Source organism: Tardiphaga sp. (genome assembly GCF_044336785.1).
Lineage (GTDB): Bacteria > Pseudomonadota > Alphaproteobacteria > Rhizobiales > Xanthobacteraceae > Tardiphaga.
This window is the reverse complement of sequence record NZ_JBIIOT010000086.1, coordinates 1-21,440: the sequence shown is the minus strand read 5'-3', so window position 1 is coordinate 21,440 and position 21,440 is coordinate 1. Positions and strand designations below refer to the sequence as shown.

Genomic DNA, 21,440 nt, shown 5'->3' with positions numbered 1-21,440 from the left:
GATTACTGCAGCGACGTAAACGCTGCGCCGCGCATCGCGCCGGGCTTGTCGCGCGAGCCGTCCTGCACATAGACGACCGCCGCATCGACGCCGTCGCGCGACACATTCTCCAGCGGCACGGTCCAGTTGGCCGCGCTGCCGTTCCAGTCGCCGACCTTCAGCCAGCTGCGCACGACATTGTAGTAAGTGAGTTCACGTCCGCGATTCTCACCGCGACCGACCGTGATCGGGACGGACTTCGACACCGAGCAGATCCAGACCTCGCCATGATCGGTCGACGACGTGTCGGTCGATGCTGCGACCGCAACATTCACCTGCTTGCCCGATACCGAAATCGACACCGGAACGGACATGACCGATGCACCTTTCCGGGTGTCGCCGATGGCCGTCTTGATTTTTGTCGCGTCGCTGCCGATCACCTGCGTGGCGCCGTTGACCACGGCCTGCGGCGTGTAGATGTCGCGATCGCCGCGCATCTGCGAATAGGCCTTCTGGCGCGCGCTGAAGCGCGAATCGGCCAGCGTGTCTTTCCAGCCGAGATAGTCCCAATAATCGACAGGCATGCTCAGTGCGATGACGGACGGATCCTTGGCGAGATCGCCAATGATCTGGTCCGCCGGCGGGCAGGACGAGCAACCCTGTGAGGTAAACAACTCGACAACGGCACGCGGCTGCGCCTGCGCGCCCGTGGCCAAGGCGCTGTGACCGAACGCAACGAAAAAACAGGCGCTGAGAGCGCCGGTCCGTCGCGATATGTCACGGAAAGATGTCATCAAGACGTGCTGCGCTCGGAGCTGTGCAACCGCATCCGAGCAAACCAGACTGGTGCCGCTCTCGATGGGGTCATCAAAAACAAAGGTACCTGCTAACGCAGAAGGCGACCCTTCATAGGTCGCCTTCCAATCACTAGCCACTCACTTCGAGGTGAGGCACGACGTCACAGTGCAAAGTGGTCAGGCTGCAAGCTGGCGCAGCACGTAATGCAGGATGCCGCCGTTACGGTAGTATTCCAGTTCGTCCAGCGTATCGATGCGGCAGAGCAGCGTTTCCTTGTGCAGCTTGCCGTCGGCCATCGTGATTTCCGCAACCATCTGCTGGCGCGGCTTGATCTCGCCGGTGAGGCCGCGGATCGTCACCTGCTCGCTGCCGGTGAGGCCGAGTTTCTTCCAGGACGACCCATTCTCGAAGGTCAGCGGCAGGATGCCCATGCCGACGAGATTGGAGCGGTGAATGCGCTCGAAACTCTCGGTGATCACGGCGCGAACGCCGAGCAGCCGGGTGCCCTTCGCGGCCCAGTCACGTGACGAACCATTGCCGTATTCCGCACCGCCGAACACGACCAGCGGCACTTGTTCGGCCTGGTACTTCATCGCGGCGTCGAAGATCGACATCGTCTCGCCGTCGGGCCAGTGCTTGGTGTTGCCGCCTTCCGGCACATTGCCGTCGGCGCCCTGCAGCATGAAGTTCTTGATGCGGATATTGGCGAAGGTGCCGCGCATCATGACTTCGTGATTGCCGCGGCGCGTGCCGTATTGATTGAAGTCAGCCGGGCGCACCTGGTGCTCCGACAGATACTTGCCCGCAGGCGAGGTGAGCTTGATCGAACCGGCCGGCGAGATGTGGTCGGTGGTGATCTTGTCGCCGAACAGGGCCAGGATACGCGCATTGATGATATCGGTGGTCGGCTCCGGCTCCTTCTTCATGCCTTCGAAGTAGGGCGGGTTCTGCACATAGGTCGAGCCCATGTTCCACTTGTAGGTCTCGCTCTCGACCGTCTTGATCTTCTGCCAGTTGGCGTCGCCCTTGAACACGTCGGCATATTTCTTCTTGAAGATCGTCGAGGTGACGTACTTCTTGATGATGGCGTTGATCTCGGTCGAGGTCGGCCAGATGTCCTTCAGATAGACGGGCTTGCCGTCCTTGCCTTCGCCGATCGGCTCGACCGCGAGATTCTTGGTCACGGTGCCGGCAAGCGCATGGGCGACCACCAGCGGCGGCGAGGCGAGATAGTTTGCCTGCACATCCGGCGAGACGCGGCCTTCGAAATTACGATTACCCGACAGCACGGCAGCGCCGACCATGCCGTTGTCGTTGATCGACTTCGAGATCTCCTCCGGCAGCGGACCGGAATTGCCGATACAGGTGGTGCAGCCGAAGCCGACCAGGTTGAAGCCGACCTTGTCGAGGTCGAGCTGCAGGCCGGAATTGGCGAGATATTCAGCGACGACCTGCGAACCCGGCGCCAGCGAGGTCTTCACCCACGGTTTGACTTTCAAGCCCAGGGCATTGGCCTTGCGTGCGAGCAGGCCGGCGGCCACCAGCACGCTCGGATTCGAGGTGTTGGTGCAGGAGGTGATGGCGGCGATGACGACATCGCCATGGCCGAGATCGAAATTCTTGCCCTCCACCGGGAAACGCTCGGTGGCATTGGGCTTCTTGTAGTCGTTTGCAAGCGCGTTCGAAAAACCTTCGGCAATCGCGGGCAGCGCAACGCGGCCTTCCGGACGCTTCGGGCCGGCCATCGACGGCACGACGTCGCCGAGATCGAGCTTCAGCGTTTCGGTGAACACCGGATCCGGCGACTTGGCGGTCCGATACAGGCCCTGTGCCTTGGAATAAGCGGCAACCAGTGCGACGCGCGCCGTCTTGCGGCCCGACGTCTTCAGATAATCGAGGGTGGCGGCATCCACCGGGAAGAAGCCGCAGGTCGCGCCATATTCCGGCGCCATATTGCCGATGGTCGCCTTGTCGGCGACCGACATGGCGTCGAGACCGGGGCCGTAAAATTCCACGAACTTGCCGACGACGCCCTGCTTGCGCAGCATCTGGGTGACGGTGAGCACGAGATCGGTGGCGGTCACGCCTTCCTTCAGCGCACCCGACAGCTTGAAGCCGACCACGTCGGGCAGCAGCATGGATTGCGGCTGGCCGAGCATCGCGGCTTCCGCCTCGATGCCGCCAACGCCCCAGCCGAGCACGGCGAGACCATTGACCATGGTGGTGTGCGAATCGGTGCCGACCAGCGTGTCTGGATAAGCGACCTCGAACGTGCCGGTCTTGCGGCCGATCGTCATCTTCTGCTTCTTGGTCCAGACGGTCTGGGCGAGATATTCGAGATTGACCTGGTGGCAAATGCCGGTGCCGGGCGGCACCACGGAGAAGTTCGAGAACGCGCTCTGGCCCCATTTCAGGAACTCGTAGCGTTCCTTGTTCTGCTTGTACTCCTCGGCGACGTTCTTGCCGAACGCCTTGTTGTCGCCGAAGAAGTTGACGATCACCGAGTGGTCGATGACGAGATCGACGGGCACCAGCGGATTGATCTTCTTGGGATCGCCCTTGAGCGCCTGCATCGCATTGCGCATGGCGGCGAGATCGACCACGGCCGGCACGCCGGTGAAATCCTGCATCAGCACGCGGGCAGGGCGGAACGAGATTTCATGCTCGAGCTTGCGCTTCTTCACCCATTTCGAAAAGGCAACGATGTCCGCCTTCTTGACGCTGCGGCCGTCTTCGTTGCGCAGCAGGTTCTCCAGCAGGACCTTCATCGAATAGGGCAGCTTCGAGATGCCGGTGAGGCCGTTCTTCTCGGCCAGAGGCAGGCTGTAATAGACGTAAGATTTGGTGCCGACCTTGAGGGTCTTGCGGCACTTGAAGCTGTCGAGTGAGGTCATGTGAAGGCGTCCCAATTTCAAGCGAGAGACGTCCCGGGCGGGGCGTCGAACACCATCGGCGGACATGGCCAGTTCGCTTGCGGGCCGATTGTGTGCTGCATCAATGCACAGGTTATATAGAATGTTTCTAGAACATCTGCCACTGCGGCAATCGTTTGCAGCTCTGCGAAATGATGCAACAACGCGGAGGGATATGCAGCTACACCAGAGGATAGTGGACAGGTGATGATGCGGCTGGCTGGCCATGAATTGCGATGCATACGCGCTGGCCGCGAAGTATTTGCGGGTCTCGATTTCGAGGTGAGGTCGGGCGAGGCGGTGGCGGTCGTCGGCCCCAATGGCGCCGGCAAGACGTCGCTGTTGCGGCTGATTGCCGGGCTGATTGCGCCGTCCGGCGGCCAGATGACGCTGGCGGGCGGCGATTCCGAGCTGAGCGTGGCCGAGCAGGCGCATTATCTCGGCCACCGCGACGCCATGAAACCGGCTCTGACCGTCGTGGAAAACCTGGGGTTCTGGGCGGATTTTCTGGGCGGGGTGGCGACAGAGCCCGCGGCGAGCCTGGAGGCCGTCGGCCTCGGCCATGCCGCACACCTGCCGGCCGGCTTCCTCTCCGCCGGCCAGCGCCGCCGGCTGTCGATCGCCCGGCTGCTGACGGTGAAACGCCCGATCTGGCTGCTGGATGAGCCGACATCGGCGCTCGATGCCGGCAGCCAGAAGGTGTTTGCGGGGCTGATGACGGCACATCTGGCCGTTGGCGGCCTGATCATGGCCGCGACGCATACGCCGCTCGGGATCGCGGCGCGGGAGCTGCGGATCGGGGGCGTGGCGTGAGTGCTCTCGGTTCTTTGATCCGTCGTGACATTCAAATTGCCCTCCGTGTCGGCGGTGGTGCGTTGATCGGCGTGCTGTTTTTCCTCACCGTCGTCGTGCTGATGCCCTTTGCCATTGGCCCCGACCTCAACCTGCTGGCCCGGCTCGGGCCCGCGATTCTCTGGCTCGGCGCGCTGCTGGCGAGCCTCCTCACCCTTGATCGCCTGTTCATGGCCGATCACGACGACGGCTCGCTCGACCTCATCCTGATGAGCCGGACGCCGCTGGAATTCACTTGCGCTGCCAAGGCGCTCGCGCACTGGCTGGCGGCCGGCGTTCCGCTGGTCGTGGCCACACCGGTGCTCGGCCTGCTGCTGAATCTCGACGCCTCGGCCACTGCCGCCGTGGCGCTAACGCTGCTGGTCGGCACCCCCGCGCTGACCTTCACGGGCATGATCGGCGCGGCGCTGGCGGTCACGCTGCAGCGCGGCGGGCTGCTGCTGGCGGTGCTGGTGCTGCCGCTCTCGATTCCGGTGCTGATTTTTGGCGTGGCCGCCTCGAATGCCGCCATTGTCGAGCAGGGCACGATGTCGTTCGGAACGCCGTTTTCAATTCTCTGTGCGATTTCGCTGGCGTCTCTGGTGATCGGACCATTCGCCGCGGCAGCAAGCTTGCGTCACGGCATGGATTGACCTGGCTCAATCCGTGGGATTGATCGGCGTCAATCCGTGGCAACGACAAATGAATGAGAATAAGTTGCATTGATCGCGAGCGCGCCCGCGACTAGTGGAAACAGTATGACGCTGACCGAACTCGCCAATCCGACCCGGTTCCTGTCCCTCGCCACCCGCGTTCTGCCGTGGCTGGCGATGCTCACCGCCGTGCTGCTGATCGTCGGCCTGTATCAGGCCGCACTGGCGCCCGACGACTATCAGCAGGGCGCCACCGTCAAGATCATGTTCATCCATGTGCCCAATGCCTGGCTGTCGATGTTCGTCTGGGGCGTCATGACCGTGGCGTCGCTGGGCACGCTGGTGTGGCGCCATCCGCTCGCCGATGTGGCGGCCAAGGCGGCCGCCCCGATCGGTGCGGCCTTCACCTTCCTTGCGCTGGTCACCGGCTCGCTCTGGGGACGGCCGATGTGGGGCACCTATTGGGAATGGGATGCCCGGCTCACCTCGGTGCTGATCCTGTTCCTGATGTATCTCGGCCTGATGGCGCTGTGGCGCGCCGTCGAGGATCCATCGCGCGCGGCGCGTGCTGCGGCCATCCTCACGCTGGTGGGTGCCATCAACATTCCGATCATCAAATTCTCGGTCGACTGGTGGAATACGCTGCATCAGCCGGCGTCAGTCATTCGCATGGGCGGCTCCGCCCTCGACAAATCGTTCCTGTATCCGCTGCTGATCATGGCCGTGGCCTTCTCGCTGCTGTTCATTACGCTGCATCTCGCCGCCATGCGTAACGAGATCCTGCGCCGCCGCCTGCGGTCGCTGCAAATGTTGCAAGCTTCGAAGCCGGTGGCCCTGCCATGATCTCGCTCGGTCCCTACGCCTCCTTCATCATCACCTCCTACGTGCTGGTCGCCGCCGTGGTGTTGATCCTCATCATCTGGATCGCCATCGATCACCGACGCGTGCGCGCGCGCCTGCATGCGCTGGAAGAAGCCGGCATCGGGCGTCGCTCCGGCCGTAGCGCCACGGATCTGAAATGAGCGACGTCGCAACCGCAGCCCCGAAGCGCCGCTGGGTGCTGGCCCTGCCGCTGGTGATCTTCGCGGCACTTGCAGCCCTGTTCTGGTTTCGCCTTGGCGCTGATCCCGCGAAATTGCCGTCAGCCCTGATCGGACGGCAGGCGCCGCAGACCGCATTGCCGGCGCTGCAAGGGCTCAACGAGAAGGGCATGCCAATCCCCGGCCTCGATCCCGCGGCTTTCATCGGCAAGGTCAGCGTCGTCAATGTCTGGGCGTCGTGGTGCGTGCCATGTCATGACGAGGCGCCGATCCTCACCGAACTCGGCAAGGATGCGCGGCTGCAGATGGTCGGCATCAACTACAAGGATGCCGCCGACAATGCCCGGCGCTTCCTCGGCCGCTATGGCAATCCGTTCGGCATCGTCGGTGTCGATGGCAATGGCCGGGGCTCGATCGAATGGGGCGTCTATGGCGTCCCCGAAACCTTCGTTGTCGGCCGCGACGGCAGGATCGCCTACAAGCTTGTCGGTGGCATCAATCAGGACAATCTCGCGAAGGTCCTGATGCCGGAGATCGAGAAGGCGCTGAAGGCGGGTCGTTAACTCCCAGTCCTCATCCTGAGAGTCTGACTCATAAAGCGATGGGGTATTTTTGGCTGGACTTGCTCGGAACAGTAATCCCAGCTCGCTTCTCCGTCCCTCATCCTGAGGAGCCGCGCAGCGGCGTCTCGAAGGATGGTCGCGGGCTCGGAGCCACGCTAGCTCATGGTTCGAGACGGCGCTGCGCGCCTCCTCACCATGAGGGGCGGAGTTTTACTATCAAAAATAATCTTCGGCTTTTATCTGCGGTTCATTTTGGCGCCACGGCGCCGCCATGAATGAGCAGCTCAATCGGTTTGTTACTTAACTGTCCTGGAGGGACAAACCGATGCGCTACCTCAAGCTTGCTACTCTGACTGCCGCCGCTCTCTCGCTTGGCATGCTCGCCGCATCGCCATCCATGGCGCAGGCGCCGCAGACAGCTCCTGCAGCCACCAACAAGATGGCGCCCGTCGCCGCGCCGAAGGCAGCAGCTCCCGCTGCAACGACCGGTGCCGCGTCCACGAAGACCGATCTCGTCGATCTCAATTCTGCAACTCCCGAAGCCCTCGAAGCATTGCCGGGCATCGGCAAGGCCTATTCGGCAGCCATCGTCAAAGGCCGGCCGTATAAGGGCAAGGACGAACTCGTGCAGAAGAAGATCGTGCCGGAAAAGACCTATGACGGCATCAAGGACAAGGTGATCGCGAAGCAGAAGAGCTGAGCGACATATCGATAGTCGTCTGATCCCCGCTGGCATTTGTCGTCGCCCGGCTCGACCGGGCGACCCAGTCGATACCTGCGTTGATCTTGAATCGACGTCGGTTACTGGATCACCCGCTGTCGCGGGTGATGACAAGTGGGGACTGACACCCGTAGCAATGACGGCAGTAAGTTTTACCCTGCCATACAATCCTTCACCGCATCGCCGAGCGCCGCGAAATCAGCCTTGCGCGGCGACGTCTTGCGGAACGCCAGTCCGATCGTGCGGCCGGGCTGCGGATTTTCGAGACGCAGGAATTTGACGCGCGTGTCGCGCTGCTCCACATCGGCGGCGATCTGCGGGATCAGCGTCACGCCATAGCCGCTCGCCACCATCTGGATCACGGTTGATAGACTCGATGCCGCAAAGGCCGTGCCCGCTGCGGTCATGCCGCCCCGCGCAGTGGCGCAAAAGGCGAGCGCCTGGTCGCGCAGGCAGTGGCCGTCTTCCAGCAGGATCAGCCGGCTCTGATCGATCTCCGACGCCTTGATGCGCTGCTCGAGAGGCCGCGCATCGTCGGCCGGCACCGCCAGCAGGAACGTATCGTCGAACAGCTTCAGCGTTTCGATCTCGGTCTCGGCAAGTGGCAGTGCCAGCATCGCGGCATCCAGCGTGCCGCTCTTTACATCGTCGATCAGTTGCCGTGTTTGGGTCTCGCGCAGTTCCAGCCGCAATTCCGGAAACTGCTTTTGTAGTGTCGGCAAAATCCGCGGCAACAGATAAGGCGCCAGCGAGGGGATGACGCCGAGTGTCAGCCGCCCTGTCAGCACGCCGCCGCGATGGCGCGCGAAATCGACGAGATCGCGCGAGGCCGCCAGCACGTCCTCGCCGCGCCGCGCCACCTCGCGGCCGACATCGGTGAGGATCACCTCGCCCGGCCGGCGCTCCACGACCTGCACACCCAGCGTCCGTTCGAGGTCGCGGATCTGCATCGACAGCGCTGGCTGGGTCACGGCGCAGGCATCGGCGGCGCGGCCGAAATGGCCGTGTTTGGCGAGGGCGGAGAGATAGCGAAGCTGGCGCAGGGTGATCATGGCCCATCAGATAAACTGATCGATGGCCTAAGACAATTCGACTGGACCTGATCTAAGAAGTCTTCCAATCTCTCGTCACGAACATCCGCCATGATGGGCTCGCCTGTCGCGGAATTCGTCAGGCCATTGAAAAGATACAGCTTTTGGAAGATTGAGCGGTTTTGCGGGGCGATCCGGCTGTCGGTGTCGCCCAAATCCGCTCTCCGAAGCCAAGGAGAGAAACATGAGTGCGAAGACTGATGAAGCCGGCAAGTGCCCGATGGGCCATGGCGCCGCGGGCAAAGGTCCGAATCCCAAGGGTCGTCGCAATGGTGACTGGTGGCCGGAGCATCTGGATATAGGCGTGCTGCACGCCATCCATCCGTCGGCCGATCCGCTCGGCAAGGATTTCGACTACGCCAAGGAATTCGCGAGCCTCGACCTCAATGCCGTGATCAAGGACCTGACGGCCCTGATGACGGATTCGCAGGAGTGGTGGCCGGCCGATTGGGGCCACTACGGCCCGTTCTTCATCCGCATGGCCTGGCACTCGGCCGGCACCTATCGCACCACCGACGGTCGCGGCGGCGCCGGCGGCGGACAGCAGCGTTTCGCGCCGCTGAATTCGTGGCCCGACAACGTCAATCTCGACAAGGCGCGCCGCCTGTTGTGGCCGATCAAGCAGAAATACGGCCAGAAGCTCTCCTGGGCCGACCTCTACATCCTCACCGGCAACGTCGCGCTGGAATCCATGGGCTTCAAGACCTTCGGCTTCGCCGGCGGCCGTGCCGACACCTGGGAGCCGGAAGAACTCTATTGGGGTCCGGAAGGCACCTGGCTGGGCGACGAACGCTATAGCGGCGAGCGCGAACTCGCCGAGCCGCTCGGCGCCGTGCAGATGGGCCTCATCTACGTCAATCCGGAAGGCCCGAACGGCAATCCCGACCCGATGGCCTCGGCCAAGGACATCCGCGAAACCTTCAGCCGCATGGCGATGAATGACGAAGAGACCGTGGCGCTGATCGCCGGCGGCCACACCTTCGGCAAGACCCATGGCGCCGGCGATCCGTCGCTGGTGGGCGTCGATCCCGAAGGCTCGGCCATCGAGGACCAGGGTCTCGGCTGGAAGAGCAAGCATGGCACCGGCATCGGCGCCGACGCCATCGGCAGCGGCCTCGAAGTGATCTGGACCTCGACGCCGACCAAGTGGAGCAACAACTTCTTCTGGAATCTGTTCGGCTACGACTGGGAGCTCACCAAGAGCCCCGGCGGCGCGCATCAGTGGATTCCTAAGAATGGTGCCGGTGCCAACAGCGTGCCGGATGCCCATGACAAGTCGAAGCGCCATGTGCCGTCGATGCTGACCTCGGATATCGCGCTGAAGACCGACCCGGCCTATGAGAAGATCTCGCGCCGCTTCTACGAGAATCCCGATGAGTTCGCGGATGCCTTCGCGCGTGCCTGGTTCAAGCTCACCCACCGCGACATGGGCCCGATCCAGCGCTATCTCGGCCCGCTGGTGCCGAAGGAAGAACTGATCTGGCAGGACCGCGTGCCTGCGCTCGATCATGAAGTGATCGGCGACAAGGACATCGCGGACCTGAAGGCGAAGATCCTCGCCTCCGGCCTCACGGTGTCGCAGCTCGTTTCCACCGCCTGGAGTTCGGCGTCCACCTTCCGTGGTTCCGACAAGCGCGGCGGCGCCAATGGTGCGCGTATCCGTCTCGCCCCGCAGAAGGACTGGGAGGTTAACCAGCCCGACCAACTCCAGACCGTGCTCGGCAAGCTGGAGACGATCCAGAAGGAGTTCGGCAAGAAGGTGTCGATCGCCGATCTGATCGTGCTCGGTGGCAGCGCCGCCGTCGAGAAGGCGGCCAAGGATGCCGGCGTCACCGTGACGGTGCCGTTCACGCCCGGTCGCACGGATGCCTCGCAAGAGCAGACCGATGTGGAATCGTTCGGGCCGCTGCAGCCGCGTGCCGATGGCTTCCGCAACTATATCCGCGGCGTGCATCAGTTCATGATCCCGGAAGAAGCGCTGGTCGATCGTGCGCAGTTGTTGAAGCTGACGGCGCCGGAACTGACGGTTCTGGTCGGTGGCCTGCGTGTCCTCGGTGCCAATGCCGGCGACAGCAAGCATGGCGTCTTCACGGACAAGGTCGGCACGCTGACGAACGACTTCTTCGTCAACCTGCTCGACATGGGCACCGTGTGGTCGTCGCCGAACGCCGACGGCGTGCATGAGGGCCGCGATCGCAAGACCGGGGCCGCCAAGTGGACCGCGACCCGCGTCGATCTGATCTTCGGCGCGCATTCGCAGCTCCGCGCGCTCGCCGAAGTCTACGCGACCTCCGATGCCAAGCAGAAGTTCGCAAAGGACTTCGTCAAGGCATGGACCAAGGTGATGAACGCCGACCGTTACGACGTCGCGGAAAAGCCGATGCTGCAGGCCGCTGAATAAGCGGACACGCTGAGCTAACAACGAAGCCCTCGCGATCATGTCGCGGGGGCTTTTCTTTTTGCGCCACGAGAATTCTTGTCATCGCCCGGCTCGACCGGGCGATCCAGTAAACTCAAGCATTTTAGATAAAGCGCAAATATGGGAGTCTATTGGGTCACCCGGTCGAGCCGGGTGACGACAACCGAGGACGTCTTGCACCCGTCATCGAATCCCCCCAGAACAATCGTCTCAAAAACGGGAGGTCTCCGATGATGAAACTCTACTGGTCGCCGCGTTCGCGATCGTTCACTGCGCTGTGGCTGATGGAAGAGACCGGTGTTCCCTATGAGCGCGTGCTGATCGACATCCAGAAGGGCTCGCAGCGCACGCTGGAATTCCTCGAAGTGAATCCGATGGGCAAGGTGCCCGCGCTGCAGGATGGCGAGGCCACCATGGCAGAAGCGGCTGCGATCTGCGCTTACGTCGCCGAGCGCTATCCCGACGCAAAGCTGGCGCCGCCGCTCGGCGATTCGCACCGCGCCAAATTCCTCTATTGGCTGTTCTTCGCGCCGAGCTGCATCGAGCCGGCGATCGCCCAGATCGCGACCAAGATGGAAATGAGCACGGTTGCTGCCGGCTGGGGCGATTCGCAGCGGGTGTTCGACGTGCTTGAAGCCGCCCTCGAAGAAGGTCCGTGGATTCTCGGCGAGCAGTTTTCGGCGGCCGATATCGCCATCGGTTCCGGCCTGAACTTTGCGATCCGCCTGTTCAAGATGGTGCCGTCACGCCCGGCCTTCGACCGTTATCTCGATCGCTGCGCCGCGCGTCCGGCCTTCAAGCGCGCCGAGGAATATGCGTCGGGCGAGAAGCTGGACTGATGTCGGATGACGTGACCTGCAGGGTGGGCAAAGCGAAGCGTGCCCACCCTGCAAAGAGCGCTCTCAAGCGAACAGCGCCGGATCGAACGTGCCGTCATATTCGAACGTCGCGCCGCCGGTCATGAGCACGTGATCGTCACCTTCGCGCCAGTCGATCACGAGCTCGCCGCCGGGCAGCGTCATATGCACCTTGCGCTCGGTGCGGCGCAGGCGGGCGGCGGAAACGGCGGTGGCGCAGGCGGCGGTGCCGCAGGCCTTGGTGAGGCCGGCGCCGCGTTCCCAGGTCCGCATCACGATATGCTCGCGGTCCACGATATGGGCGAGGGTGATATTGGCGCGCTCCGGGAAGATCGGGTGATTCTCCAGCAACGGCCCGAAGCGTGCGAGGTCGTAGGCCTGGATGTCATCCACCCAGAAGATCGCATGTGGATTGCCCATGCTGGCCACCGACGGCGTGTGCAGGATCGGTGCGTCGATCGGGCCGATCTGCAGCTCGATGCCGCGGGTGTCGCGAAATTCCTCCGCCAGCGGAATGTCCTGCCAGCCGAACTTCGGGATGCCCATGTCGACGGTGAAGGTCTCGCCATCCGTCCCGCGCCAGCAATTGATCAGCCCGGCACGGGTTTCGAAGGTGAGGCCGGTCTTGTCGCTATCCGCAAAAGTCTGTCGCGCCACGCAGCGCATGCCGTTGCCGCAGGCGCCGGCCTCGGATCCGTCATTGTTGTAGATGGAGACGAAGGCCTCGGTGCCGGGCAGGCGCGGCTTGGTCAGCACCATCAGCTGGTCATAGGCGATGCCGGCTGGGCCGGCCACGGCGCGCGCGTCGGCCGGGGTGATCGGGGCTGCGGTGTCCCGCATGTCGATCACGACGATCTCGTTGCCGATGCCGTTCATCTTGGCGAAGGAGTGGTTGGCCAGCGCGCTCATGTCTTGTCCTGATGTTGCCTGCTTTATATGGCGAGACGGGCTGCAATGGCCAGTGCGGCCATTGGCGACGCATGGTACCATCGGTATCTATTCGCCGTGCCGGCTGCCATTGGAGACTTCCCGCATGTTCCGCTCCCTGTCCCGCTTCGCCACTGCCGCCGCGCTGACCTCGGCTGCCGCGCTGTCGCTGAACACAGCAAGCTGGGCGCAGTCGCCTCCCGCCACACCGCCTGCGGAGACGAAGCCCGCCGAGACGACACCCACGCCGTCAGCCCCGGCGCCGACCCCGGCCGCTCCCGCTGCACCGGCAACGCCAGCGGCTCCTGCCGCGCCCGCGACGCCGCCTGCTGCCGCAGAGGTACCGGCAACGCCGGCTGCCCCCGCCACGCCGGCTCCCCCGGCTGCCGCGGCGACGCCAGCTCCGGTTCAGACCGCCGATCCGTTCGGCGAGGAGAATACGCTGACATCCCGGCAGGTGCTGACATTCACCGGCAAGGCCAACTGGGATTCCGCCTTCGACACGCTGATGGATGCGTTCAAGCAGCTGACGACCTTCCTCGACAAGCAGAAGGTCAAGTCATCGGGCAATCCGCTGATCGTCTACACCTCCACCGACGACACCGGCTTCACCTTCTTTGCCGAAATGCCGGTCGATCAGGAGCTGAAGAACCTGCCGAAGGGCATGAGCATGGGCAAGTCGCCGGAAGGCAAGGCGCTGAAATTCGTCCATCGCGGCTCCTACGACAATATGGATAACACCTATGAGGCGATCACCAATCACCTCGACGACAAGAAGCTGGAAGCGAAAGACACGTTCATAGAGGAATACATGACCGATCCGCTGAAGACCGCGGAAGACAAGCTGGTCATCAACGTGTTCGTACCGCTGAAATGATCGGCGCTAGTCTGGCCATAAAGAAGCCTTGGACGGTTCCGACAAACCCAGCATGAAAAATTATCTGACACTTGCCGCTCTCGGCATCGCCCTCATCGCCACACCTGCATTCGCGCAGGCGCCGACCCCACCCATGATCACCGTGTCCGGTGAAGGCACCGTCTCGGTGCCGCCGGATCTCGCGCTCGTCGATGGCGGCGTCACCAGCGATGCCAAGACGGCGCGCGAGGCATCCGATGCGAACAACGCTGCCATGGCCAAGGTGCTGGCCGCGCTGAAGGGCGCCGGCATCGCGGAGAAGGACCTGCAGACCTCGCGGCTGTCGCTGTTTCCGCAATATGCGCAGCAGCAGCGGCCCAATCCCGGACCGAATGTCGTCACCGGCTATCGCGCCAGCAATCGCGTGACCATTCGCGTGCGTGACGTGACCAAGGTCGCTGGCACCATCGACACGCTGGTGACGGCCGGCGCCAACGAAGTCGGCGGCATCAATTTTATCGTCACCAAGGCGTCCGAGCTGCTCGATGAAGCGCGTACCCAGGCGGTCGCCGATGCACGCCGCAAGGCCGAGCTCTATGCGAAAGCCGCGGGTGTCACGCTGGGCGCGCCGATCAGCATTTCAGAAGACGGCGCCAACCCGCCACCGGCGCCCATGATGCTGCGCAAGGCCGCTGCCGATTTCGCATCGGCACCCGTGGCACAGGGCGAGGAAGTCTTGCGGGTGAATGTCAGCGTGAGCTGGGACATCAAGCCGAAGTAGTAAGGCTCCGTCAGCAGGAACACTCCGTCATTGCGAGAAGCGTAGCGACGAAGCAATCCAGCCTTGTTGCGTTCTGGATTGCTTCGCTTCGCTCGCAATGACGCGTTAAATCTCGAACACCTGCCCTGGCTTCAGCGCCACGAATTTGTCCTTCGGCATCTCCGCCGCCACCAGCGCTTCTGCAAGCCCCTTCACCGGCCCGTCGATTGCCTCATCCGTCAGCTGGAACGTCGAGTGATGACTCGCCAGCGCCTGTTGCGCGCCGCAGTCATTCAGCGCCTTCACTGCATCTTCCGGATTCATGTGCTGGTCTTTCATGAACCAGCGCGGCTCATAGGCGCCGATCGGCAGGATCGCGAGCCGGATCTCGCCATGCGCCTCGCGCACGCGGCGGAAGTGTCCGCCATCGCCATATCCACTGTCGCCGACGATGTAGAGTTTGCCTGCCGGCGTCTCGATCACGAAGCTCGCCCATAGGCACCGGTTGCGATCCCATAGCCCGCGCGCGGTCCAGTGCCGCGTGGGCACCAGCGTCACGGCAAGTCCGTTGCCGAGTTCGACGCGATCGGCCCAGTCATAGGCCTCGGCCTTGATGGCGCTGTCGCCGCTTGTCATCGTGACGTCATTGCCGAGCGGCGTGATCACCCGCGGTGCGAACGCAGCCTGCAGCTTCGACAGTGTCGGAAGATCGAGATGGTCGTAATGCCCGTGCGAGACCAATACGACATCGATCTTCGGCAGTTTGTCGAAGGCGATGCCCGGCGCATTGTGGCGCTGTGGCCCCGCAAAGGAGAAAGGAGACACGCGCTCCGACCACACCGGATCGAACAGGATGTTGATCCCCGCCGTCTGGATCAGCCAGGAGGCATGGCCGACATAGGAGAGCCGCACGCCGCTCTCGACTTTGGCCGGTGGCGTATCGGCAAATTCGTTGTCCACCCAGTCCGGCCACACCTCCCGCTTGCGGCCGCCGCCGAACTGCCAGCGCAGCACCTCGCCCAGCGACTTCGGTGGCACGCCGTCGGGATCGAAAAAGACCTTGCCGTCGAAGTGATCGGAGACCGGGCCGGTGTAATTGGGCATGCGGGAAATCCAGAAAGCCGAAACACCGGCCGTGGCGGTGACGGCGCCGATGGAGGCGAGAAGCTTGCGGCGGGAGATAGTCATGGCGGGCCGTGTATCACGCAGCGATCAGTGCCACACCTTCGGCCGCGGCGGCACGCACCAAAGCGTGATCGAGGGTGGCGAGGGCGAGGCTCTCTCGATGGGCGAGTTCGAGATAGGCGGCGTCGTAAAAGGAGAGCTGGTGTCGGCGGGCAAGTTCGAACACAACGCTCGACACGGGAAGCGGCGCAACGACGACTTCGGTTCTTTTCACGACGGCGAGAAAATCGAACACCCTCTCGAGGGATACGCGCTGGCGTCGCAAACCCATGAGTGCGGCCTGCCGGATCTCGAACCACCAGATCAAAGGGACATAGGCTTGATCGCTTTCCAGCATATCCTCGACGCGGCGGATCAAATCCTGCCGTTCGTCCAGGAAACACCAGCCGAGTGCGACCGAGGCGTCCAAGACGAATGGCATGTCAGTAACGCCGCCCTTCGTCACGCCACTGGAGAATTTCTTCTACTGTCGCTCGCGGCGCGGTCTTCCTCATTTCGCGAAGCTGCTCAACCGCTTCTCGGGCTCGCTCTCGACGTGCCTCATCCCAGTTATCGCTCGTGTCGAGAGATCGACCCTCGCGGTTGATAGCTACCGTCTCTCCCCGCTCGACCTCGTCAAGCAAGGCGGCCATATTGGCTCGGGCATCTGCAAGACTGACATATTTCATGGCGCCGTAACCCCGTGATACACGCATTATAACACCTTTTCGGCCGTTCCACACGCTCAGGTTCCCTCCCCGGAGATTGACTTCCCGGCCATTCCCCGTCATTAAACCCGCCATATTCTCGGAAAGTCTTCTTTTCGACCCGCCGACCGGTCCCAGAGGCCGGAGGTCAACGCCCGACAGCGCGATGCGCCCTCGGGCGCGAAAGTGTTTTGTTCGTCGCCATTTGATCAGAAATGGCATTGGGAAGCGGTACGCGATGTTCGACAATCTGTCGGAACGGCTTGGCGGAATTCTCGATAAGCTCACCGGGCGCGGTGCGCTGTCGGAGGCCGATGTCGATTCCGCCATGCGCGAAGTGCGCCGGGCGCTGCTCGAGGCCGACGTCGCGCTCGAAGTCGTCCGCTCCTTCACCGATCGTGTCCGCGAACAGGCCGTTGGCGCCACCATCGTCAAGTCGGTCAAGCCCGGCCAGATGGTCGTCAAGATCGTTCATGACGAGCTGGTCAAGACGCTCGGCGACGACGGTGAGGGCGGTCTCGATTTCAACGCGGTCCCGCCGGTCGCCATCATGATGGTCGGTCTGCAGGGCTCCGGTAAGACCACCACCACCGCAAAGCTCGCCCGCCGCCTCACCCAGCGCGACAAGCGCAAGGTGCTGATGGCCTCGCTCGACGTCTATCGCCCAGCCGCCATGGAGCAGCTCGCGGTGCTTGGCCGCGATCTCGATGTGCCGACGCTGCCGATCGTCGCCGGCCAGAAGCCTGCGGACATCGCCAAGCGGGCGATCGAAGCTGCGAAGTTCGGCGGTTACGACGTCGTGCTGCTCGACACCGCCGGCCGCACCACGCTCGACGAAGACATGATGCAGGAAGCGGCGACCATCAAGTCGACCGCCAATCCGCATGAAGTGCTGCTGGTCGCGGACTCGCTGACCGGCCAGGACGCCGTCAATCTCGCGCGCTCCTTCAATGAGCGCGTCGGCCTCACTGGCATCGTGCTGACCCGCGTGGACGGCGACGGCCGCGGCGGCGCCGCGCTGTCGATGCGCGCCGTCACCGGCAAGCCGATCAAGCTGATCGGCACCGGTGAAAAGACCGATGCGCTGGAAGATTTCCATCCGAGCCGCATCGCCGGCCGTATCCTCGGCATGGGCGACGTGGTGTCGCTGGTCGAGAAGGCCGCCGCCAGCATCGATGCCGAGAAGGCAGCGCGCACCGCCGAGCGCATGCGCAAGGGTCAGTTCGACCTCAACGACATGCGCGAACAGCTGATCCAGATGACCAATATGGGCGGTCTCTCTGGTCTCATGGGCATGATGCCCGGCATCGCCAAGATGAAGAACCAGATCGCCGCCGCCGGTCTCGACGACAAGATCGTCAAGCGCCAGATCGCCGTCATCGATTCGATGACGCGTCAGGAGCGCAAGTCGCCCGACATCCTCAAGGCCAGCCGCAAGAAGCGCATCGCTGCGGGCGCCGGCCTCAAGGTCGAGGAAGTCAACAAGGTGCTGAAGATGCACCGGAACATGGCCGACATGATGAAGGCCATGGGCTCCGGCAAGCGCGGCCCGATGGCCGGCCTCGCCCAGGCCATGGGCTTCGGTGGTGGTGGCGGCATGCCGTCGCCCGAGCAGGTCAAGGCGATGGCCGAAAAGCTGCCGCAGGGGCCGGGCGCATTGCCTGAACTGCCAAAGAATTTCCCGGGCCTGCAAGGTCTGGGCAAACCAACGCTGCCGGGTCTCGGCGGCTTTCCCGGTTTCGGGAAAAAGAAATGAGACACGAACCCATCAGCCGTCATTGCGAGCGCAGCGAAGCAATCCAGAAGGCAACGCGCAAAGTCTGGATTGCTTCGTCGCAAGTGCTCCTCGCAATGACGTCCAAATTTTAATTCGAACGAACACTTAGGAGAATCCCATGTCCGTCGTTATCCGCCTCGCCCGCGCAGGCACCAAGAAGCGTCCCGTCTATCACGTCGTCGTCGCCGACTCGCGCTTCCCGCGCGATGGTCGCTTCATCGAGCGTCTCGGCTACTTCAATCCGCTGCTCGCCAAGGACAACGAGCTGCGCCTGAAGCTCGACCTCGAGAAGGTCAAGGCCTGGCTCGCCAAGGGCGCGCAGCCGTCGGATCGCGTGGCCCGTTTCCTCGATGCCGCCGGTGTCCAGAAGCGCGAAGCCCGCAACAATCCCGAGAAGGCCGTGCCGCGCAAGGAGCGCAAGGCTGCCGAAGCCAAGTAAGTAAGCGACCATGACCACCGCGCAAATCTGCGTCGCGCGCATCGGCGCGCCGCATGGGGTGCGCGGTCAGGTCCGGCTGTGGACCTTCACCGAAGATCCCTATGCCGTGCTCGACTACGGGCCGCTTGCCACCAAGGACGGCAAGCGGACCATCGAGATCGACAATGTCCGTGAGGCCAAGGGCCATCTGGTGGCGACGCTGAAAGGCGTCGCCGACCGCGATGCCGCCGCCCGCCTCAATGGCGTCGAACTCTATATTGCGCGCGATGCGCTGCCCGACACCGAAGATGGTGAGTATTACCACGCCGACCTGATCGGACTCGCTGCGGTGAATGCCGCGGGCGAGGCGATCGGCCGTGTGGTTGCCATGCATGATTTCGGCGCCGGCGACATCATCGAGATCGCGCCGCCCTCGGGGCCGACGCTGCTGCTGCCGTTCACCGATGCCGTGGTGCCGACGGTCGATATCGCGGGCGGCAAGGTCGTGATCGAAATGCCCGGCGAAATCGTCGGCGACGGGCCGGACGCGGCGGATAGCTGAAGCTTTCTTCACCTCTCTCAACGAGGAGAGGTCGCCGCATCTTTGCGGCGGGAGAGGGGAGCCACACACTCCGATCGAGCTTGTGGCACCCCTCTGCCTAGCCTTCTCCCCAAAGGGCAAGGGGACCAGGCTGTATTTGTGGCGAGCGCCCAAACCTACACTTTCAGCGCAGCCTTGATCGTCTCCGCAAACGGCGTCGTCGGTCGTCCGAGCAGCTTGCTCAGCGTGCGGCTGTCGTCGAACAGCGTGTCCTTGGCTGCAGCCGCGTCCGAATTCGCCAGCAATTCGGCGAGCCCTTCGGGCAGGCCCGCGCCGAGCAGCGCGCCCTTGAAATCGGCTTCCGGCATGTTCACGAACGGCACCGTCTTGCCCGACTGTTTGGTGATCTCCGCAGCGAAGCCTGCCAGCGTATAGAAATCATCGCCCGCGAGTTCATAGACCTTGCCGGATTGATCCTCGGTCGCAGTGAGCACAATCGCCGCTGCGTCGGCATAGTCGGCACGTGCGGCGGACGAAATGCGTCCCTCGCCGGCGCTGCCGATCAGCGCGTCATGTGCCAGCGCCGCCGGGATCGAAGCCGCGTAATTCTCGGTGTACCAGCCATTGCGCAACAGCACGAAGGGAACGCCGGAGGCCCGCAGCGCCGCCTCGGTCTGGCGATGTTCTTCGGCAAGCCCCAGCGGCGACTTATCGGCAAGCAGCACGCTTGTATAGGCGATCAGCTTGATGCCGGCCTTCTTGGCCGCGGTGATCGCATTGTTGTGCTGCGTGGCGCGCTGGCCCAGCTCGTTCGAGGAGATCAGCAACAACCGGTCGATGCCCTTGAAGGCTGTGTCCAGTGTCTCCGGCTTGCTGTAATCGGCCGCGACCACGGTCACGCCCTTGGCGGTGAGGTCGGTGCCCTTGGCGGGATCGCGCAGGCCGGCGACGATCTGGCTGGCCGGCACCAGCTTGAGCAGCGCATCGATGGTGAGGCGGCCGAGCTGGCCGCCGGCGGCGGTGACGAGAATACGGTGGTTCGACATGGCAGGATCCTGTAAGGTCTCTAATTGATGACTGGTCTTGAATAGAGACCGTCTGTCGCTTCCGTAAGGAGGCAGGTTTTTCTCGCCAGGTTACTTTGAAGTGCCCTGCTTCTGCCGAAAGGAACCCGCCGATGCCCCATGATGCCTCTTTGGCGACCCGTTTCGAGGAATGGCAGGCGCAAGGTTTTGATGCCGAAGCCTGCCCGGTCCGTAATGTGCTGGATCGTATCGGCGATAAATGGACCTCGCTGTTGCTGGTGGCGCTGGCGGCCAAGCCGCGTCGCTTCAGCGAGCTGCACCGCGCCGTGCCGGATATTTCCAAGCGCATGCTGACGCAGTCCTTGCGAGACCTGCAGCGCGACGGGCTGATCACCCGCCACGTGTTTCCCACCAAGCCACCCGCGGTCGAATATCGCCTGTCGCCGCTTGGCCATTCTGCGATGGCGCCGCTGGCGACCTTGATCGATTGGGCCGAACGAAGCTTTGCCGAGATCAAGGCGTCGCGCGCTGCTTTCGATGCCGGCGATACCAGCGAGCAGATGTCGGCAGCTTGATGTTTGACGCCCCGTGCACAACGCGCGATGGAGAGCCATGACTGCTACATCGACACCATGGTGCGCGACCGTTCTGACGCTCTTTCCCGAGATGTTTCCGGGGCCGCTCGGCGTGAGCCTCGCCGGCCGCGCGCTCGCCTCTGGCCTGTGGTCGCTGGAGGCGCGGGATATTCGCGCATCAGCAACAGACAGGCATCGCAGCGTCGATGATACGCCGGCTGGCGGCGGGCCGGGCATGGTGCTGCGCGCGGATGTGCTGGCTGCGGCCATCGATGCGGTGGATGCCGCGCAAGAGCGCCCCAGGCTGATGATGAGCCCGCGCGGTCGGCCATTGACCCAGGCGCGGGTGGCGGAGCTGGCTGCCGGGCCGGGGCCGCTGATCGTTTGTGGCCGGTTCGAGGGGATCGACCAACGCGTCATCGACGCCCGTGAGCTCGAGGAAGTCTCGATCGGCGATTACGTGCTGTCTGGCGGTGAAATCGCGGCTTTGACGTTGATCGATGCATGCGTGCGGCTGCTGCCGGGGGTGATGGGCAAGCTCGAGTCCGGTTCCGACGAGAGTTTCTCCCATGGCCTACTGGAGTACCCTCAATATACCCGTCCGCAGGTGTTCGAGGGGCAGCCCATTCCGGATATCCTGCTGTCAGGCGACCATGCCAAGGTTGCCGCCTGGCGGCTCGCCGAATCCGAGGCACTGACCGAAAAACGGCGGCCCGATCTGTGGGCAGCGCGTCCGAAGGCCCCAGAATCAGGCAAGAAGCGAAAATCGCCAAAATTCACGACGGACGGGTGACAACCGCTTTGCTTTGCTGTAGAGCAGCGCCAC

The 21,440-nt window shown here is 63.3% G+C and carries 23 protein-coding genes; 15 read left to right on the top strand and 8 right to left on the bottom strand.

Annotation, left to right across the window (positions count from 1 at the left end):
* Positions 1–2 precede the first annotated feature (2 nt).
* Positions 3–773 carry a DUF1223 domain-containing protein gene (locus ACIQ2A_RS20415; protein WP_398482714.1) on the bottom strand — a complete coding sequence of 257 codons (771 nt, stop codon included), beginning with the start codon at positions 771–773 and terminating at the stop codon, positions 3–5.
* 180 nt (positions 774–953) lie between these two features.
* The gene (gene acnA / locus ACIQ2A_RS20410; RefSeq protein ID WP_398482712.1) at positions 954–3,671 is read right to left on the bottom strand and encodes an aconitate hydratase AcnA; all 2,718 of its coding nucleotides are present in this window, start codon (positions 3,669–3,671) and stop codon (positions 954–956) included.
* Between the two features lie 228 nt (positions 3,672–3,899).
* Here acnA and ccmA point away from each other — a divergent pair, with 228 nt between their 5' ends.
* The 6 genes from ccmA (at position 3,900) to ACIQ2A_RS20380 (ending at position 7,476) form a co-directional block, all read left to right on the top strand.
* Complete coding sequence (ccmA, locus tag ACIQ2A_RS20405) at positions 3,900–4,502, top strand: heme ABC exporter ATP-binding protein CcmA (protein ID WP_398482716.1); 603 nt, start codon at positions 3,900–3,902, stop codon at positions 4,500–4,502.
* On the top strand, positions 4,499–5,173 hold the full coding sequence (gene ccmB / locus ACIQ2A_RS20400) for a heme exporter protein CcmB (protein ID WP_398482710.1): 675 nt from the start codon (positions 4,499–4,501) through the stop codon (positions 5,171–5,173). Before ccmA ends, ccmB begins: the two co-directional genes overlap by 4 nt.
* Positions 5,174–5,278: 105 nt before the next feature.
* The gene (locus ACIQ2A_RS20395) at positions 5,279–6,016 is read left to right on the top strand and encodes a heme ABC transporter permease (protein WP_398482708.1); all 738 of its coding nucleotides are present in this window, start codon (positions 5,279–5,281) and stop codon (positions 6,014–6,016) included.
* Complete coding sequence (gene ccmD, locus ACIQ2A_RS20390; protein ID WP_398482706.1) at positions 6,013–6,195, top strand: heme exporter protein CcmD; 183 nt, start codon at positions 6,013–6,015, stop codon at positions 6,193–6,195. The genes ACIQ2A_RS20395 and ccmD overlap by 4 nt, the downstream gene beginning before the upstream one ends.
* On the top strand, positions 6,192–6,776 hold the full coding sequence (locus ACIQ2A_RS20385) for a DsbE family thiol:disulfide interchange protein (protein WP_398482704.1): 585 nt from the start codon (positions 6,192–6,194) through the stop codon (positions 6,774–6,776). The genes ccmD and ACIQ2A_RS20385 overlap by 4 nt, the downstream gene beginning before the upstream one ends.
* A gap of 325 nt (positions 6,777–7,101) precedes the next feature.
* Positions 7,102–7,476 (top strand): ComEA family DNA-binding protein, encoded by a 375-nt coding sequence (locus ACIQ2A_RS20380; protein ID WP_398482702.1) that lies wholly within the window; start codon positions 7,102–7,104, stop codon positions 7,474–7,476.
* A 173-nt stretch (positions 7,477–7,649) separates the two neighbouring features.
* On the opposite strand, the gene ACIQ2A_RS20375 is transcribed toward ACIQ2A_RS20380, so the two are convergent.
* Positions 7,650–8,549, bottom strand: a complete 900-nt coding sequence (locus ACIQ2A_RS20375) for a LysR substrate-binding domain-containing protein (protein WP_398482700.1) — start codon at positions 8,547–8,549, stop codon at positions 7,650–7,652.
* Positions 8,546–8,743, bottom strand: coding sequence for a hypothetical protein (locus ACIQ2A_RS20370; RefSeq protein ID WP_398482698.1), 198 nt, complete (start codon positions 8,741–8,743; stop codon positions 8,546–8,548). Before ACIQ2A_RS20370 ends, ACIQ2A_RS20375 begins: the two co-directional genes overlap by 4 nt.
* Positions 8,744–8,772: 29 nt before the next feature.
* On the opposite strand from ACIQ2A_RS20370, the gene katG reads away from it, so the two are divergent.
* Positions 8,773–10,989, top strand: coding sequence for a catalase/peroxidase HPI (gene katG / locus ACIQ2A_RS20365; protein ID WP_398482696.1), 2,217 nt, complete (start codon positions 8,773–8,775; stop codon positions 10,987–10,989).
* Between the two features lie 248 nt (positions 10,990–11,237).
* A complete protein-coding gene (locus tag ACIQ2A_RS20360; protein WP_398482694.1) occupies positions 11,238–11,846 on the top strand; it encodes a glutathione S-transferase family protein in 609 nt (202 codons plus the stop codon).
* Between the two features lie 63 nt (positions 11,847–11,909).
* Here ACIQ2A_RS20360 and dapF read toward each other — a convergent pair whose 3' ends face one another.
* Positions 11,910–12,773, bottom strand: coding sequence for a diaminopimelate epimerase (gene dapF / locus ACIQ2A_RS20355; protein ID WP_398482692.1), 864 nt, complete (start codon positions 12,771–12,773; stop codon positions 11,910–11,912).
* A 124-nt stretch (positions 12,774–12,897) separates the two neighbouring features.
* Between dapF and ACIQ2A_RS20350 the strand changes: the two genes are divergently transcribed.
* Positions 12,898–13,668, top strand: a complete 771-nt coding sequence (locus ACIQ2A_RS20350) for a GyrI-like domain-containing protein (protein WP_398482690.1) — start codon at positions 12,898–12,900, stop codon at positions 13,666–13,668.
* Positions 13,669–13,720: 52 nt separating this feature from the next.
* Positions 13,721–14,428, top strand: a complete 708-nt coding sequence (locus tag ACIQ2A_RS20345) for an SIMPL domain-containing protein (RefSeq protein WP_398482688.1) — start codon at positions 13,721–13,723, stop codon at positions 14,426–14,428.
* A gap of 105 nt (positions 14,429–14,533) precedes the next feature.
* Here the strand turns inward: ACIQ2A_RS20345 and ACIQ2A_RS20340 are convergent, their stop codons facing one another.
* Together ACIQ2A_RS20340 and ACIQ2A_RS20335 are read right to left on the bottom strand one after the other, a co-directional pair.
* Positions 14,534–15,595 carry an MBL fold metallo-hydrolase gene (locus ACIQ2A_RS20340; protein WP_398482685.1) on the bottom strand — a complete coding sequence of 354 codons (1,062 nt, stop codon included), beginning with the start codon at positions 15,593–15,595 and terminating at the stop codon, positions 14,534–14,536.
* A 13-nt stretch (positions 15,596–15,608) separates the two neighbouring features.
* Entirely contained in the window at positions 15,609–16,037 is a 429-nt protein-coding gene (locus ACIQ2A_RS20335; protein ID WP_398482683.1) for a type II toxin-antitoxin system VapC family toxin, read from the bottom strand.
* Between the two features lie 479 nt (positions 16,038–16,516).
* Between ACIQ2A_RS20335 and ffh the strand changes: the two genes are divergently transcribed.
* From ffh to rimM, 3 genes are all read left to right on the top strand, one after another.
* Complete coding sequence (ffh, locus tag ACIQ2A_RS20330) at positions 16,517–18,034, top strand: signal recognition particle protein (RefSeq protein WP_398482681.1); 1,518 nt, start codon at positions 16,517–16,519, stop codon at positions 18,032–18,034.
* Between the two features lie 139 nt (positions 18,035–18,173).
* The gene (gene rpsP / locus ACIQ2A_RS20325) at positions 18,174–18,494 is read left to right on the top strand and encodes a 30S ribosomal protein S16 (protein WP_398482679.1); all 321 of its coding nucleotides are present in this window, start codon (positions 18,174–18,176) and stop codon (positions 18,492–18,494) included.
* Positions 18,495–18,504: 10 nt separating this feature from the next.
* Positions 18,505–19,035 carry a ribosome maturation factor RimM gene (gene rimM / locus ACIQ2A_RS20320; protein ID WP_398482678.1) on the top strand — a complete coding sequence of 177 codons (531 nt, stop codon included), beginning with the start codon at positions 18,505–18,507 and terminating at the stop codon, positions 19,033–19,035.
* A 155-nt stretch (positions 19,036–19,190) separates the two neighbouring features.
* Here the strand turns inward: rimM and ACIQ2A_RS20315 are convergent, their stop codons facing one another.
* Positions 19,191–20,060, bottom strand: coding sequence for an SDR family oxidoreductase (locus ACIQ2A_RS20315; RefSeq protein ID WP_398482676.1), 870 nt, complete (start codon positions 20,058–20,060; stop codon positions 19,191–19,193).
* Positions 20,061–20,191: 131 nt separating this feature from the next.
* On the opposite strand from ACIQ2A_RS20315, the gene ACIQ2A_RS20310 reads away from it, so the two are divergent.
* Positions 20,192–20,614 (top strand): winged helix-turn-helix transcriptional regulator, encoded by a 423-nt coding sequence (locus tag ACIQ2A_RS20310; protein WP_398482674.1) that lies wholly within the window; start codon positions 20,192–20,194, stop codon positions 20,612–20,614.
* Between the two features lie 37 nt (positions 20,615–20,651).
* A complete protein-coding gene (gene trmD / locus ACIQ2A_RS20305) occupies positions 20,652–21,407 on the top strand; it encodes a tRNA (guanosine(37)-N1)-methyltransferase TrmD (protein ID WP_398482672.1) in 756 nt (251 codons plus the stop codon).
* The last annotated feature ends 33 nt before the right edge of the window (positions 21,408–21,440 follow it).